The sequence below is a fragment of the Butyrivibrio sp. AE3006 genome, from assembly GCF_000424165.1.
Lineage (GTDB): Bacteria > Bacillota > Clostridia > Lachnospirales > Lachnospiraceae > Butyrivibrio.
Genome location: NZ_AUJJ01000024.1, coordinates 14,745 through 30,722 on the forward strand (window position 1 = coordinate 14,745; position 15,978 = coordinate 30,722).

The window sequence follows — 15,978 nt, forward strand, 5'->3', positions numbered from 1 at the left end:
CCCCCTTACACCGGATATTCCAGATGTATTTCCGTTCCTTCTCCCTCAAGGCTGTTTACATTAAAAACTGCCTGATTTTTGTAGGTTAACTTTAGTCTCTCGTAAACATTTGATACACCAACACTTAAAAATTTGTTGCCATTTGCTCTATCCTTATCATGAATATGCTCAAGCTGCTCCTTAGACATTCCGACTCCATTGTCCTCAATGTCTATAATCATTTTATTGTCCTTGATCTCTGCCCTTATAAACACACGGTATTTCTTTTGAAGACTAATTTCAGTAAAGCCGTGATTTAGGGAATTCTCCACAAGCGGCTGCAGCAAAAGCTTTAATATTGGTGCATTTCCTGCCTCATCACTTATATCAGCATCAAAAGTAAAGTCGTAAAGCATATTGTACTTTTTGATATTGATATACATTCGGATATACTCTATCTCATCATTTAGAGTTATAAATTCGCCCTTGCTCTTAGAAATGAGTTTAAGGAGCCCCGCAAAGGAGGACGAAACCTCCTCTATGTTTTCAACTCCCTGGAGCTGCGCGAGGTTTGTAATCGTATTTAAGGTGTTGTAGATCATGTGCGGATTTACCTGCGTCTGCAGGTTCTTCATTTCGTACTGTCTTTTGCTCTCCTCGATCTTTCTGTTGTGACGGATGATCACTATATTTATCAGTATGGTAAAGGGCACAAAATAGCTTATGAAAATAATAAGAATCCTTGTGGAATCCCTGTATACCTCTGCGGCCTCCACCAGGAATATAACTGAAATATCATCCTCCAAATCTCTGTGGGGCTGCATCAGATAGGTCCTGTTATTCCATTTTATTTTTCCGCCTGCATCATCTTTTATCTGTGCAAAGGGAGTCCCCATCTCAGACTGACTTCCTGCGATTTCATTTTCAAAAATAATATCGCCCTGACCATCCAGAATATAGATCAGATCCTGGCTCTCTCCAAAGGGCTCCAGTATTTTATGAATATATGACAGATTTACATCAATGATCACAACTCCAAGGAGCTTGCCCTTTCGATAAAAGCTTCTTACAAGGCTTATGCGTTTTCCATCACCTCTTATAACCTTGCCGCCCTTGGCATTTACACCTTCTGTTACAATATCGCTGTCCATGCTCAGAACAGCATTGTACTCCGCGTTACTATTGTACGTGTAGCGCGGAGTAACTAAAGTAATCCCATATTGATAACTGGTATAAACCGTGGACATTTTCAAAAATGAATCGATTGTCTTATAGGCCTGATAGCCTTCATAGGTGACTATACTCTTTGGTTTTTCAAGAATATCGTTTATCTGATCATTTATGACTACCGACTTTGCTATGCTGTCCATCTCTGAAAAAATCTTGGTTATTTGCAGCTCGGCAAGTCTTGTCTTTTCATCGATATAAAGGAGTTCCTTTTCTATTACCTTCTTCTGATAGCTTATTATTGAGAAAGAGGTCAGAACCAAAAAAGGTACTATTATCAGTAAAAATACCTTTACATAATATGCTGCTTTAAACTTCATTCCTAACCTCTTTCCGATCTGTGTTGCTTAGTTATTGCTCTTAATTTCATCTAAATCCTTCTGATACCACTTTGGAAGCTGACTATATTCCTTTACTTCAATATCCTGACCGGATACCTTTTTAAAATCCTCTGCACTGTAAACGCTTCCATCCTCATGAAACATTCCGTTGAATGTGCCGTTAATTCTCTGCTCAGGCAGATACGCAGGCTTAACCATAAGAGACCAGAAAAAGTTTCCAATCCCTGCTTCATTTATGATATCTGCCAGTGATGAAAGCTTTGGAAGCTTATACTCCTCAGGGATATCTGCCTGTCCCCAGCCTGCCCCCTTTTCTCTAAGACGCTGCCACTCTGTTATCCAGAAGGGCTTTCCTGTAACACTTTGTATATGTTTCGCTTCTGTGACTACGCCCTTAAATGCCTCCAGTGATGTAGGGAAATTATCATGGAACTGATAGATATCTATGATATCTGCAAAGTACAGGTTATGAACCGGCATGATACATCCTATGGTAAGCGGGACGCTGCCTCTTATCTTATTTACATACTCAGCGATGTATCTTGCAAATTCCACATTTCCGGTTTCTTTGTGGGGCTCATTCATAATTTCGATTGCAAGGAGTCTTTGATCGTCCCTGTATTTTTCCATAAAATCACTTAAGTAAACCTCTGCCTCATGGAATCTTTCAGGGTTACGATCTATTTCCTTTCCGGGATATCTCACACATACAGCTGTATATGGGTTCCTATCGTTTGCGGTTTTCTTATCGAATTCTATTCCGCAGTCCTCAAAAAGCACAGGCATAATGCGGACATTGTGTCTACTTGCTAATTGAAGCATGGTCTCTATTATCTCAAAGAATCTGTTGCTGTCCTCAAGATAAAAATGGTAGCTTACAAAAAGTCTGTAGGCATTTATTTTTACTGATTCTGCATATCTTAAATCTCTCTCAAATTCGGCCTTATCAAACATAGTAAATGTCTGATAAGCGTTATATGCTCTCGCGGGAAAATAAACCGCTCCGTGTATATCTTCAAAATATGATCTATCCAGTTTCACTTTTTCATACCTTCCAATCTTAGTTTTTTTCATCCTTTGTAGTCTTTTTTCTCACGGCTTCCGTCATGGGAAGTCCGGTATCGTAATCAAGCTGTCTTGGCTCATACTCTTCATTAAGCCTCTGCCTTGTATAGCCATCGTTTGCCCAGGTTGGATGCTTATCCCTTCGCCAGGGTCTGCAGCTCCACTGATATCCTCTGTATAAATCCCTTGTGGCATTCATATGCTCAAGAAGCGCATCATGCATTTCATTGCGAACATTCTCATATTCAGGGGCATTTATCAGATTTGTAACTTCAAAGGGATCCTTTTCCAAATCGTAAAGCTCATCTGTATCAAGCAGATTTATTACAAGCTTATATCTCTCTGACATAACTGCCCGCATCATCTGAAGACCGCCAAAGCCGTCGTGATCAACCTCGTATCTTGTAAATTCGGTAAACACCTTATCATTTATCCTTACGCTTGTATCTCTTATCTGCGGAAGCATGCTTTTTCCTTCCATACACTCGGGAACAGGAATTCCCATGTAATCGAGTATTGTTGGAGCAAGATCTATATGTGATGCGGGATAATCTACAACCTTCCCCTTCTCACCGCCCTTAATTATCAGGGGAATATTTGCTATCTCCTTATATGCTGCGGCATTTTTCATCTGAAGCCTGTGATTTCCAAGCATATCACCATGATCGGAGGTAAAAATAACCATGGCCTCGGGAAGTTCTTCTTTTACCGCATCAAGGACTCTTCCTATCTCGTAATCAGCAAAGCTGTTACAGCCCAAAAACAGTGAAAGCTGTTTTGATGGTCTGTTTATTTCTTCTGTTTTTTTGTCTATGGCATCTCCTGCCCAAAGCTGCTGCATAAGAGGCTTTTTTGACAGGTCATCCTGAAAATTGGGATTGTCCTCGAACTTAAAGCCATCATACATCTCATTAAAGGGTGGCGGACAAAGGCAGGGGCCATGGGGCTCATCATAGGAAACTACAAGGAAAAAATCCTCATCCTTATACTCATCAATAAATTTAAGTGCTCTGTTTGAGCATCTGTGAGCATAAGTAAAATCTTCTGTCGTCCCTTCTTCGTAGGCTGTCTCAGATTTTCTGGACCTGACCTTATCCTCATCGGAAAGCTCATCCAGATATCTTCGCATATCGTACCAGTACTCTTCATCCCAGCCTTCAGGACATATGCCGTTTCCAAAGTAATCACTTCCATCAAGGTGCCATTTTCCTATATAACCGCAATGAAAGCCGTTATCAGTAAGGCGCTGTCCTATGGTTTTTACATTTTCGCCCATAGCTATGCAATTTGTTACCATACCGTTGGTATGGGGAAATGTTCCGGTAAAAATCGCAGATCTGGCAGGCCCGCAAACAGGCTGCGCAGTGTAGGCGTTTTCAAATCTGATTCCTTCTTCCGCAAGGGCATCCAGATTTGGCGTGGACATTTTGGGATTACCATAGCAGCCGAGCATATCCCGTCTGGTGGTATCCGTCATAATAAACACAATTTGTTTTTTCAAGTCAGGTATCCTCTTTTTATTTAATTGTTATCAAACATATTGCACATCATAATGCCACGCGTTACTATATTACATACATTTTGCTGGTTTCTATATGGACAATTCTGCTTTTTTAAGGTGATTTTTATGATAGACATTTCAGGACATTTAAGAGAATACAGACGAGAAATAGGCTTTTCCAACTATGATGTACCCCTTGAGGTAAACTGCTGTGGACAACAGAGTTTTCTTACCAGGGATTTTTCCAAAAGTCGTCCTAATGGGAGGTTGGATTATCAGCTTATCTATATTACAAGGGGATGCGGGTATTTCAACTTTTCCGGAAAAGAACAGGTTGTAAATGCCGGTAGTATTGTTCTATACAGGCCCGGTGAGCCCCAGCTGTATTCCTATTCCTTTAAGGATAAGACAAGCGCATACTGGATTCATTTTACCGGCAGTGATGCGGAAAAAATCCTGAACCGGTTCGATATTCATTCAGGCTATATCGGTAACAACATCCAGATTAAAGATATATTTCAGGAAATCATAAAAGAGCTTCAGCTTAAAAAGACCGGATATAGTATTGTTGCGACTGCAGATCTTGAAAAGATGCTGGCCCTTATAAATCGCAGTATGGAGCTGGAAGCTTCCGAGGACAGGAACGATCTTGTTCTTGAGCGTCTGATAATTCAGCTAAACCAAAGCTACAATAATGCCTGGTCAGTTACGTCCATGGCAAGATACTGCAATCTTAGCGAAGGATATTTTTCTCACTATTTTAAAGAAAAAATGGGTGTTTCTCCCATGAAATATCTTGCGAATTTAAGAATAGAGAAAGCCAAATTCCTGTTGTCGGAAAGTGATATTTCAGTTTCAAACATAGCAGCTTCCCTTGGCTTTAGTGATGTTTTGTACTTTAGCCGCATATTCAAAAAAGCAGTCGGTGAATCACCAACTGCTTTTCGAAATGCTCTAAACTAATATTATTTACATGCTCTCGCTTAGGTATATAGAAACTCTGCTCTGTATTATATCTGCAACCTCTTCGGCAGTCTTTTGTCCTTCGAAGAAGGCGCCAACCTCTTCTTCGATTATCTCAGAGACCTTGTCATTGGACTGATCAACCTTATCAACGGATTTAATGAAAGAAGCCAGACCTTCTGCTTCTTCTTTTGAGAGCTCATCTATCTTGATCTCAATATCACCTATTCCGTAGTAGCTCTCAGACAGCTCTTTCTTACCTTCAGCATTGATAAAGAAAGGCGGTTCCTGAGCAAGGCTGCACATCTCATCAAAGGCCTTATTACTGATAGGGAAGCCCCACTTTCTATCCTTTACAGTATCCTGGAAATCATCAGACAAAAACTGCTTAATGAACTCCCAGCACACTTCCTTATTGGCGCAGCTGTTACTCATGGCAAGCTGCTGCAGCGGAACAATATATGACTCACCGCCTTTATCGGTAGGATATCCGTTGTATACTATTTCTTCGCCAAAATATCCTCTTGTAGAAACCTGAAAATCCTCAAAGGATGACAGGTACTCACTTCTAAGAAGGGCCTTCTTTTCACGGTACATGGTCTCATACTGTGAGTAGTCATAGTCCTCAGCCTCAGTAGCAGGAAGCTCCTTAATATATTCAAGAAGCTTTATGAATGCAGGATTTTTAAAATCACAGGTTCCTTTTTCATAGTCAATGAAGCAGCTTCCGCATCTTGAGTAGTACATATATCCATAATCTCTTGTGCTGTAGCCCATCATCATTGTAGGATCAATGTTGTTTTTTTCGCAGATGTCCCTGAAATTATTAAGGGTCACTTTTTCATCACCAACCATACTCTTAGCAGCGCTCATTGTATCTATATAGAAGCTTGGTATGATCATGTAAAGCTTATCATCTCTTTTGCATGCATCCATAATATTGGGAAGATAATTATCAAGGGAGATATCAGGGTCTTTCTCAAAATAGGAATCAAGAGGTTGTATAAGCCCTTTATTTATATAGCTCTCGTAGGGAATATTGGAACTAAGAACAAATATATCAGGCGTATTTCCGCTGGTAACATCAAGGTTAAAGGCCTCCGTTACCTTCTCAAGACCTTCCATATCGTCACTGTAGGTATCGCTAAAATAATCCTTTATTTTGATGCAGTAATCATCATGAAGCTGATTGAATTTAACCACCTGTTTTCTTACATCATCATTGATAAAAACTGTACCAAGAACTAATACTTCCTTATCCTTGATATCCTCCGGGGCAACCTTGGTAAGTTCATAAAGCCCCATATCATCACTACCCATGGAGGCATAAACTACAAGATTGCCATTGTCTTTTTCATAGATGTATCTTATGTAATCTATAAGCAGATCCGAAGCTGTGAGATCGCAGATCTTGGTAGGCTCAGTATCTCCAAGGTTGTATGCCATTATGGCATCACTATTCATGTAGTAAACATCAAAGCTTTTGCCGGGATTTAGCTGATCCCCACCATAAACACCCTCAGGATAAGCATTTTCTATTTTATTAAAGACTTTAGCAGCCTTATCGAACTTTGATATCCTATAGTTCCAGTCTTCATCGTTGTCCTGAAGGTAGAGTTCTCCGTCTCTTAAAACAAAGAGGGATCTCTCATAATAATACTCTTCCTCATTACCGGAGCGTTTGCCATATTCAAGCATCTCTCCATCTCCGGTTTCAGGATTATAGATAGCAAAGCCTGACTGAGACGCAGTAACTACTCCAACATCCTTAACATAAACTAAGCTGTTGAGATTGCTGCTCTTATCCTCTTCTACAAGCTTTTTCTCCCAAAGCACCTCCCCCGAAGGAGCAACCTTGACAATAAGAGTGTTGTTTTCTACGGTATATTCTTCGTCGGATTCAGATTCTTCGGATATAACGTCCTCATCCTGACTCTCAGAGTCCTCTGCTGTCTCATTTGAAGAATCTTCAGGATTCTCAGAAGCCTCTGTGCTTTCTGCAGACTCTTCTGATTTCTCTGTATCATCACCAATTTCTACAGTTCCGCTGACATCATCATCTGCATCTTCAACATTTTCTTCATCGTCAAATGATTCCTGATACTCGTTTTTGGTGACGTAAATATTCTCAGCATCATCGCACGCAATGTTGCCATAGTAACAATCCGCCGATGACTCTAACTTTACAAAATCCTTGGCTGTCCCGTCCTTAAGGCTAACCCTCTTAACGGAACTTTCTGTGACTTCACCATATTCAGATGTAAGTATATAAATATAATCGCCGTTTCTGCAAAAACTCTCAATATTTCTTTCATTTGAAATTGCATCATCTACGGTACTGAGGCTATATACGTAGTTTTTATCATCTTCGCTGATAGTCTTTTTTTCTTTGTCTATGACCGGTTCATCCTTTTTACCACAGCCTGCGCCAAAAACCATACAAAAGCAAAGCAGTGCTGCCACTCCCCTTTTAATATTTCCTTTTCTCATCCCTTTTCCCTTTCAACTTCCCTTAATACTCATATTTATGAGTTAAATCAAACATCCTCTTCCTCATAACAAAAGCCCTTTTCAACACCTCTCTTTGCTTCCCCAAGCAGCTGGATAAGGAGCCTTACAAGACCTGTTATAACAAGGTAACTGCCTACGGTTATAGATTTCCTGATGGACAAATTCATAGGCGACATAAACATGATTACGCCAACATTCAACGCTATTACCGCAACAAAGATCATCCAGAATCTGGCTAACAAAGACATGGTTTTTCTGTTCTTTATTACGTACCTGACACTTGTAGCTGCAAGAACGACAAAAGCTACTGCCACCAAAACATTAGTCCAGGTAGGTATTCTCTCAAGGTTAGAAAGAAGAAAAACCATAAAGCACATAATGACCATCCAAAATATCATTCTGCCACGTTTCAGTACGCCGTTTTCCTCTCTCATACCTGACTTTATAAGAAAACTACCGCTCCAGATAATACCTACAAAAGCAATAAGTGCGCCAAGCAGATTATATACATTCTCCGGAATCGCGAAGAACAGCAGTCCCAGGAAAATCAGGCTAAGACTGATAATACCCTGCTGGGATTTTATCGTTTCCATAAATCTAAGCTTTTCAAATCTGCCCCAAAAGGTACTTATAAACTTTCCAAATACAATCTTGGTCTTACTCTCTGAATTGGCCATGGACAATAGAATTGTTCCAAAGCCATGCATTCCGCCATCCTGAATATCCTGAATACTGGTAGCTCCGCCTGCTTTTAAAGAATCGAAAATATCCTTGGTAAAAATCTCACGCTGCTCCATGGAATTAGACTCAATCCAGTCATCAATTATGCTGTTATACATGACGCTGTTTTCATTGAGGTGCTTTTTTCTCTTGAAATGATTGCCGTCAACCTGCCATGTCATTCCCGTATGCTGGGCAATTCCCTTAGCTTCACTTCCGATAATTATGTGCCTTACATTAGGCTCAAAAAGCATACCAACAATGCAGAACTCAGGTACGATGTGAGTAAGTCTTAATCTTATGTTTTCAAAACGCTCCTCATCCAAAAACTCAGAACATATTCCCGGACCATCATTACTGTAAATTTGCTTTATTCTAATCTGCAACGTATCAGAAATATTCATAGACGCATAAAGAGCAAGATTTCCGCCCTTGGAGTGACCACCTACAAGGAAATCCCCTGAATATTTCTGCATTACATTACTAAGATAATTAAGAGCTTCCTTCTGCGCCGGAATCTCCTGAAAACTGATCATGAAATCCATTCGCCAGTCATCTATGTCGTAGCCTGTTCCGCGATAGGAAACATATCGTCTTCCATCAGGGAGCCTTACTGTCATGGCTGTTACCAGCATATTTTGAGACATATCATTTATGTCCATAAAATCCGACAGCAAAAGATCACTAAAGCGCCTGCTTTTTGCCATATAATAAAGCACCCAGTCGTACTCTATTCTGGACATATATTTGGGATCATGTTTTTCGAAAAATGCAGCTGCAGCATCCTTAACCTTGATGCTGCCACCGCTCATATATTCAGGCACAATACCCTTAAGATCGCTGTATACGACAAGTGACAAAACGAGATTATCAACTTCGTTAAATAGTGATTCATCAAATGTAAGATCGCCGCGCCACTTCAAATAGTTTATTACATTAGCCATAATCAATACCTCCGCCCACATGTTTATTTTACAACAAAATATCGTTAATGTGAGCGGAATGAAATTTTATTCATAGGCTTTAGTTTTTTCAATTATTTCCTGTAATCCCTTTGGCATAGCACTTATATCATTTATTACAAGATAGTCAGACTGATTACCGTTTATGAAAAGATCTACATAAACACTATCATTGCCTGCGTGCCTCCAAATGGAATTGCTATTAATCCAGGTTGATGTGCTGTTTTCAAGAACAGCTTTTATCTCCTCTTTATCCGTTGTATCCCATCTGTCGTATACGTCGTCATTCTCGTCATAGCACTGAATACCAAGCGTATTTATGGCATCAATATCCACGATCCAATCTGTAGGTATGGAAATCTCCTCAAGAACTTTTCTGGCCCCGATAAAGGAAGGATAAAGATAAAAATTGCAAATCTCTAATCCATAGTAATAACTGCTCTTCGACAGGCCTATCACCATTGTAGGATCAGAATCTTCAAGTTCTTCAAAGGGCTGATTTTCTATATCGCTCTTAACAGCCTCCAAAAGCCTTGTTCTGTCCTCTCTTGCAATCTTCACTTCATGGCTGCCATTGATGTCATAGTATTTCACGGTATCAAAATCATCCTCGGAGATATCCATTATCTGGAATAAACTTTGCTTGTAATCAGAATCATCAAACAGAGCTTTTACACAGGTCTTATTGACAGGATCACTTAAGTCTACTACAAAGCTCCTGTATATCTTCCTGCCATCTTTCATCTCCCACATAATATCGAAGGATCCATACAGTTCACCATCATTCCAAGCATTATCATATGCTTCACGATTGAAGATAAAGCTGTTATGGTACTTTTTGGCATTTTCCACTCCGGCGATAAGGAGTGGTTCTATTTTCTCCATATTTGTGAGCTTCATGTTTTCAAAAATATAGTTTTCTGACATTACGCTGTTTCCGGATTTGTCCGAGTACTGCAAGCCGTTGTAAACGTAACTCTGATCTATAGCATAGGTCTTTACCTTGTCAGCTCTTGGAATCCAAGTCTCATATCCAAGTGGATCAAAAATATATAAGATAACTATCAAACATGTAATAGCAGCGGAAACAATCAGCGATCCAAAATTAGAAAGACACGCCTTAAAATCAAACTCATATATTGTTTCGATGACGGCATGACTCAAAATCAATCCGCAGATTATGCCAAATATCAGCATTCCGAATTTTCCACCAATTGATTTGAAGAACATTCCTGCATACAGGGATACCACAACTGTGATGGCACATTTTATAACAGGCTTAGTCTTCTCAAACGCCATCGATTTTCCAACAGCTTCCAAGGGTCTTATCTTCATAAGCGCTCTGCAAATCAGATAAACTACGAGGCACAAAGCAATTACGACTATTGTCTTTATGAATAACGCTTTGTTAAATAGCATATAATTTGTACGATCAACTTCCGAAAACAGTGCCATATACACTGCAATGGGCGATGAATATCTTGCATAGGCAGGCTCTTGATTCCAATAGTAAGTCATGAAAAATGCCTGCTTATAGGTTTCAATGATAAAAACAGTAGCAGGTCCGCCGGCAAGAAATACAAATATTGCCATGAATGCCACAACTATATGTCCGGTCATCACGCAGGCCAATGTACATACAAGATAAATAAGTGTATATATGGAAATGATGGAAAACATCAATCCAAGGAGCTGTGGCAAAAATGATGCCAGAAGGAATCCTTTTGCTAAGCCGTAAATAATAACAAGTATATTGAAAACTATGTACGGTATTGCAAAAATCCCTATTCCATTAAGGCAAACCGACCCAAATATCTTCTCTCTCTTTACAGGAATAGCTCCGTAAAGGTCGCACATCTTTGAATCGAAAAGGTATCCATAGCCCTGAACTGCATTTATTATTGCAAGGCAAACAACAAGAATTCCTATCTGCCATGACAGACCACCTGCCATTTCAAAGCATGCAAGCCTTACGTCTTCTATAACAGTTCTTCCATCCGCAAGCCTCTCTTCATACTTCATAATCGCAAGATACGCATAGACAAGCTGGCCAAAGAAGTTACCGGCTATGCAAAGCGCTATGGGCCACAATCTTCTTTTTCTGTTCTCTGCGCATAAATCAGCAAATAATCTTTTTGATGTCATAGCCCTCTACCCCCGTTTCACTAATAAATATTTCCTCCAGAGAAAGAGGCAGCATCTCCATGAAAATAGGACTTTCTGCCCTAAGAGTCCTCTCTATATCATCCTCACTTCCCCTGATTGTAAGGACATAAAGCTTTCCTCTGTTCTCGCTTGTAATAACCTTAAGCTCTTCAAAGGTACGATTTCTGCTCTCATCATCTCTGAAAACACACTGAACCTTGTGAACATCAGCTCTGGCATCCTCAATATTCTTGGACAAAATAATTCCGCCCTTATGAAGAAGTCCTACTGTGTCGCAGATATCCTCAAGCTCTCTAAGGTTATGGGATGCAATTATTGGAGTAAAATCCCTGCTCTCCATATCTCCCGCAAAAAGGCTCTTTACAGCCTGTCTCATTACAGGATCAAGTCCGTCAAAGGTCTCATCGCAGTACAGATATCTGGTTTTGGCGCTAAGTCCAAGGATTACGCTGAGCTGTTTTTTCATACCCTTTGAAAAAGTATTTATCTTGCGCTTTTTCTCAAGGCCGAACTTATCCATGAGATCATTGAATCTGTTCATATCAAAGCTCTCATATATTTTCCCAAAGAAAACTGCCATATCTACCGGTGTGGTGTTTGCGAAAAATGCCACATCATCAGAGATATAGAAAAATTCCTTTTTAACCTCCGGATTCTCAAAGACCGGTCTTCCATCTATTGAAATTGTCCCCCTGTCAGGCCTTAGTATTCCCGCAGCCATTCTAAGAAAAGTACTTTTTCCGGCGCCATTTGTTCCGATAAGTCCAAACACCTGACCGTCCTCAATTTTCAGATCGATACCACTTATCGCAAGTATGTCGCCAAAGCTTTTCGTCAAATTCGTAGCCTGTATCATCTGTTCCCCTTTCTTACTTTTCCTCTTCCTTCTTCAGATGTTCCATCAGCTCTTTCTCAGTAATTCCAAGCTGAAGTGCTTTCTGCAATAGTTCGTCAAATTCCTTCCAAAACTCACTTTTCATCTCCGGTATCACCTCCGATATTCCTGATGCAAATCTTCCTCTCCCCGCAACTGAATAGCACAGTCCCCTCTGTTCTAAGTTGTCATACGCCTTCTGTATGGTGTTGGGGTTAATGGAAAGATCCATTGCAAGCGAGCGCACCGACGGTAGCGCTTCATTCGCTTCAATGACGCCGCGTAGAATAAGTTCAGACATCTTATCTGAAATCTGCTCGTATATCGGCCGCTTATCCCTGAAATCAATTTCTATCAGCATCATTTCCTCCTGTTCTACACCTGTATCTACTGTACTAATTCATCTAGTACACTTAGTATAATATTATAGGGTGCCGACTCTGTCAACACCCCATTATTTAGTCTTTGAATTTACGAAGTTCCGATACAGCAAGAGGTATTGTTATAAAGAGAGATAAAATATCTGCACAAGCCTGAGTTATCTCTACTCCAAAAATTCCAAAAATCTGAGGCAGAATAAGAATAAGCGGAATAAAGCAGATTCCGTTTCTGGCAGATGAAGTAATAGATGCCTTTACCCCCTTACCGATGGACTGAAGCATCATATTAGATATTACCAGCACTCCTCCAAAAACAAGAGTAGCCGACTGCCACCTGAGTGCCACTGAGCCTACTGCTATAACATCCGGATCATCACGAAAAATTCCTATTACAGAAGGTGCAAAAGCAAAGCATGCAGCACCTACTATTGCAAGGAATATTGTGGAATACTTAACGCAAAAGAAATATCCTTCTCTTACTCTCTTCTTTAGGCCTGCGCCATAGTTAAAGGAGCACACAGGCTGATACCCCTGGCCAAAGCCAATAAGAGCAGACATAAGCATCATCATAACTCGTGTTGTGATAGACATGCCGGCAATAGCAGCATCTCCGCCAAAATATCCTGCCATCTTGTTCATAAGAAGTGATGATACAGCAGCCATGCCCTGTCTAAAGAGTGAAGGCGCACCGCCGTTGATGATTTCTTTTATGTAATGAGGATTGATTCGAATGTTTTTGAATGAAAGTCTGATGTTTTCACCCTTGCTTGAGCCTATAAGAAGCACAATAAAGCTTGTAACCTGGCCCATTACCGTAGCTATAGCTGCGCCCCTTACTCCCAGATGGAAAACAAAAATAAGCAGGGGATCAAGTGCCATGTTCATTACTGCACCGAACATTAAGCCAACCATGGCATACATGGCAGCTCCCTGGAATCTGAGCTGATTATTTATTACAAACTGACCTATCATGAAGGGTGCACCGATAAGAATTATTCTCATATAATTCTCGGTATCAACAAGAGTAGTCTCTGTTGCACCTATCATAAGGGAAAGCTCTTTTACATAGACATTACCTACGATTGCAATAATGACACCGATTATAAGTGCTATTGCAAATCCAGTGGAAGCCATCTCATTTGCTTCCTTATGCTCACCTGCTCCAAGCATTCTTGAAAGATAATTACCTGAACCATGTCCGCAAAAGAAGCCTGTAGCCTGAATAAGAGCCATTATTGTGAAAACAAGACCAACAGCAGCTGTAGCCTGAGTTGATATTCTTCCCACAAAGAAAGTGTCTGCTGTGTTGTATATCGCTGTTACCAGCATACTGATGATAGTCGGCACCGCCATTGTAAGAATAAGCTTAGGTATAGGTGTCTGTGTCATCATCTCGTATCTTTTATTATTTACCTGCATTTAAAGTACTCCCCAATCTTTCTTAATACCCTCTCCCATAAGAAAAATCATAATTTCTGTCTGATACGCCGCTGTTTAAAGTTTTAAACTCAGGATTTTTCCTAAGGCTCAACCGAACAGCTTGCGTTTTCTGTCAATCATTTCATCTATCTTCTCGATGTAGAGCTTAACGTCCTTTACATTATCACAGCGCTCTATTCTGCCATCGCCGTAAACCCTCTTAGTAACCGTGCCTGCTCCCAGGGCAACTATGGACTGAACCTCTTCCATCATGAGAATATTGTAGATTCCGGCCTTTCCTTCCTCAGCGTAGCCGGTATTTTCAAGGTTACCGGAGATGTTCTTCTGGCGATACATGTAATAAGGAGTAAGTCCCATTTTGGCAGCACCTTCTCTTGCAATATCCATCATGGCACCGGTATCTCCCTCAAGGAAATATCCGTTAGTCCTTATATGTTCTGCAAGCTTTGAACCACGCTTTACAGAAAGGCTATGAACCGTAAGATCATTAGGTCTTAGCTTCTCAATCTCCTCCATGGTATGGCGTACGTCACTTTCCGCCTCACCGGGAAGTCCAAGGATGATATCCATATTGATGTTATCAAAACCCTCTTCCCTTGCCATATTATAGGCATCTATGAACTGAGCCACGCTGTGGCATCTGCCTATTCTCTTAAGAGTATCATCACTCATGGTCTGAGGGTTAACGGATATTCTGTCTACTCCGCACTCTTTCATGGCACGTAGCTTTTCTCTAGTAATAGAATCGGGTCTTCCTGATTCCACAGTAAATTCGCTGCAATGTGACAGATCTACTTTATCCCTAAGATATCCGATAAGCCTTCTCATCTCATCAGGTTCAAGGGTTGTGGGCGTTCCGCCTCCGATATATACAGAGTTGAGCTTTTTACCTGCAAAAGCCTCAGCCACATAATCAATCTCTTTTTCAAGACATGACAGATAGGTGTCCACTGTCTTTTTCCATGCTGCAATGGGATAGGATGTAAATGAGCAGTACAGACATGTGGTTGGACAAAAAGGAATCCCGATATAGAGGCTGTAATTATCTTTAAAGTCTATGCTATCAAGAATCTTCTTCTCTCTGACTGCTATGTTATAGGCCAGGTCCATCTTCTCATCCGATACAAAAAAAGTGCCGCGCATATAATCGCGGATTTCCTTCTCGCTCTTATTCTCATATATCATCTGCATGGGAATTCTTGTGGGTCTTATACCAGTAAGAGAGCCCCAGGGCAGCGACCTTTCGGCCTTTTCACATAAGCCCTTATAAAGGAGCTGCTTAAGTGCATTCTTAGGTGTTGCAAGAGATGCTTCCGTGCCGTTGGTTGATGCTGAAGCATCGGCATTATCTCCTCTGTCACACTCTGCATTTTCAGTTTTATAGCTTCCATCTTCCTGAAGAAAAGAAATATCGATATGTCCCTCATCTTCAAGTAAATCTATTCTTATATCAGGCGCATTATCAGTTTCATCTGTATTCTCTCTGGCATCAAGCTCCTCAGTGGTCAAAACCTGCACATCCTCAGCCGGATAAAAAGCCTTAACTAAAGAATGTATGTCATATTTAAATTTATCTTTATTCAAATTTACCAGTATCATTTGCTTAACCTTTATTCAAATTGATTGTGAATTACATTGAAATGAGAACTATTCGTTCTTTTCGCAGCAATTAGTGCTCATATTTCTTTTAAAATTGCATCGATTTGATGTTTTTTTAATCTTCCGCAGCATTCCACGCTCATTATTACATCGACAAGATGCTCTCTTTTCACTTGCGCAGCATTCTCCACTTAGTTGTTACAGCGACTCGACACTTTTTTATCTATTCCGCTGTAATTTGAACTCATTC

The 15,978-nt window shown here is 40.4% G+C and carries 11 protein-coding genes; 1 reads left to right on the forward strand and 10 read right to left on the reverse strand.

The genetic code is table 11. The annotated features are described in order from the left end of the window. Nucleotides 1-5: 5 nt before the first annotated feature. From G603_RS0112680 to G603_RS0112690, 3 genes are read right to left on the reverse strand one after another with little or no spacing between them, the layout of a single operon-like run. On the reverse strand, nucleotides 6-1,526 hold the full coding sequence (locus G603_RS0112680; protein ID WP_026670459.1) for a sensor histidine kinase: 1,521 nt from the start codon (nucleotides 1,524-1,526) through the stop codon (nucleotides 6-8). A gap of 27 nt (nucleotides 1,527-1,553) precedes the next feature. Further along, complete coding sequence (locus G603_RS20305; RefSeq protein ID WP_155832674.1) at nucleotides 1,554-2,588, reverse strand: glycoside hydrolase; 1,035 nt, start codon at nucleotides 2,586-2,588, stop codon at nucleotides 1,554-1,556. Nucleotides 2,589-2,607: 19 nt separating this feature from the next. After that, nucleotides 2,608-4,113 (reverse strand): sulfatase-like hydrolase/transferase, encoded by a 1,506-nt coding sequence (locus tag G603_RS0112690; RefSeq protein WP_026670460.1) that lies wholly within the window; start codon nucleotides 4,111-4,113, stop codon nucleotides 2,608-2,610. Between the two features lie 126 nt (nucleotides 4,114-4,239). Here G603_RS0112690 and G603_RS0112695 point away from each other — a divergent pair, with 126 nt between their 5' ends. Next, nucleotides 4,240-5,076: an AraC family transcriptional regulator gene (locus G603_RS0112695; RefSeq protein WP_026670461.1), complete on the forward strand. Its 837-nt coding sequence runs from the start codon at nucleotides 4,240-4,242 to the stop codon at nucleotides 5,074-5,076. Nucleotides 5,077-5,082: 6 nt separating this feature from the next. On the opposite strand, the gene G603_RS0112700 is transcribed toward G603_RS0112695, so the two are convergent. The 7 genes from G603_RS0112700 to hemZ form a co-directional block, all read right to left on the reverse strand. Continuing rightward, a complete protein-coding gene (locus G603_RS0112700) occupies nucleotides 5,083-7,566 on the reverse strand; it encodes an ABC transporter substrate-binding protein (protein WP_026670462.1) in 2,484 nt (827 codons plus the stop codon). Between the two features lie 47 nt (nucleotides 7,567-7,613). Further along, on the reverse strand, nucleotides 7,614-9,251 hold the full coding sequence (locus G603_RS0112705; RefSeq protein ID WP_026670463.1) for an Mbeg1-like protein: 1,638 nt from the start codon (nucleotides 9,249-9,251) through the stop codon (nucleotides 7,614-7,616). A gap of 66 nt (nucleotides 9,252-9,317) precedes the next feature. Further along, a complete protein-coding gene (locus tag G603_RS0112710) occupies nucleotides 9,318-11,414 on the reverse strand; it encodes a DUF6449 domain-containing protein (protein ID WP_026670464.1) in 2,097 nt (698 codons plus the stop codon). Then, the gene (locus tag G603_RS0112715; protein WP_026524263.1) at nucleotides 11,389-12,291 is read right to left on the reverse strand and encodes an ABC transporter ATP-binding protein; all 903 of its coding nucleotides are present in this window, start codon (nucleotides 12,289-12,291) and stop codon (nucleotides 11,389-11,391) included. The genes G603_RS0112710 and G603_RS0112715 overlap by 26 nt, the downstream gene beginning before the upstream one ends. 13 nt (nucleotides 12,292-12,304) lie before the next feature. Continuing rightward, a complete protein-coding gene (locus G603_RS0112720; protein ID WP_242834880.1) occupies nucleotides 12,305-12,670 on the reverse strand; it encodes a GntR family transcriptional regulator in 366 nt (121 codons plus the stop codon). Between the two features lie 97 nt (nucleotides 12,671-12,767). Continuing rightward, nucleotides 12,768-14,108: an MATE family efflux transporter gene (locus G603_RS0112725; protein ID WP_026670466.1), complete on the reverse strand. Its 1,341-nt coding sequence runs from the start codon at nucleotides 14,106-14,108 to the stop codon at nucleotides 12,768-12,770. A gap of 108 nt (nucleotides 14,109-14,216) precedes the next feature. Beyond that, nucleotides 14,217-15,728 carry a coproporphyrinogen dehydrogenase HemZ gene (hemZ, locus tag G603_RS0112730; RefSeq protein WP_026670467.1) on the reverse strand — a complete coding sequence of 504 codons (1,512 nt, stop codon included), beginning with the start codon at nucleotides 15,726-15,728 and terminating at the stop codon, nucleotides 14,217-14,219. Nucleotides 15,729-15,978: the final 250 nt, after the last annotated feature.

Coding starts and splice junctions, on each gene's coding strand:
- G603_RS0112725 (WP_026670466.1), bottom strand. CDS start 14,108: ATGCAGGTAAATAATAAAAGATACGAGATGATGACACAGACACCTATA.
- G603_RS0112715 (WP_026524263.1), bottom strand. CDS start 12,291: ATGATACAGGCTACGAATTTGACGAAAAGCTTTGGCGACATACTTGCG.
- hemZ (WP_026670467.1), bottom strand. CDS start 15,728: ATGATACTGGTAAATTTGAATAAAGATAAATTTAAATATGACATACAT.
- G603_RS0112720 (WP_242834880.1), bottom strand. CDS start 12,670: ATGCTGATAGAAATTGATTTCAGGGATAAGCGGCCGATATACGAGCAG.
- G603_RS0112695 (WP_026670461.1), top strand. CDS start 4,240: ATGATAGACATTTCAGGACATTTAAGAGAATACAGACGAGAAATAGGC.
- G603_RS0112680 (WP_026670459.1), bottom strand. CDS start 1,526: ATGAAGTTTAAAGCAGCATATTATGTAAAGGTATTTTTACTGATAATA.
- G603_RS0112700 (WP_026670462.1), bottom strand. CDS start 7,566: ATGAGAAAAGGAAATATTAAAAGGGGAGTGGCAGCACTGCTTTGCTTT.
- G603_RS0112705 (WP_026670463.1), bottom strand. CDS start 9,251: ATGGCTAATGTAATAAACTATTTGAAGTGGCGCGGCGATCTTACATTT.
- G603_RS0112710 (WP_026670464.1), bottom strand. CDS start 11,414: ATGACATCAAAAAGATTATTTGCTGATTTATGCGCAGAGAACAGAAAA.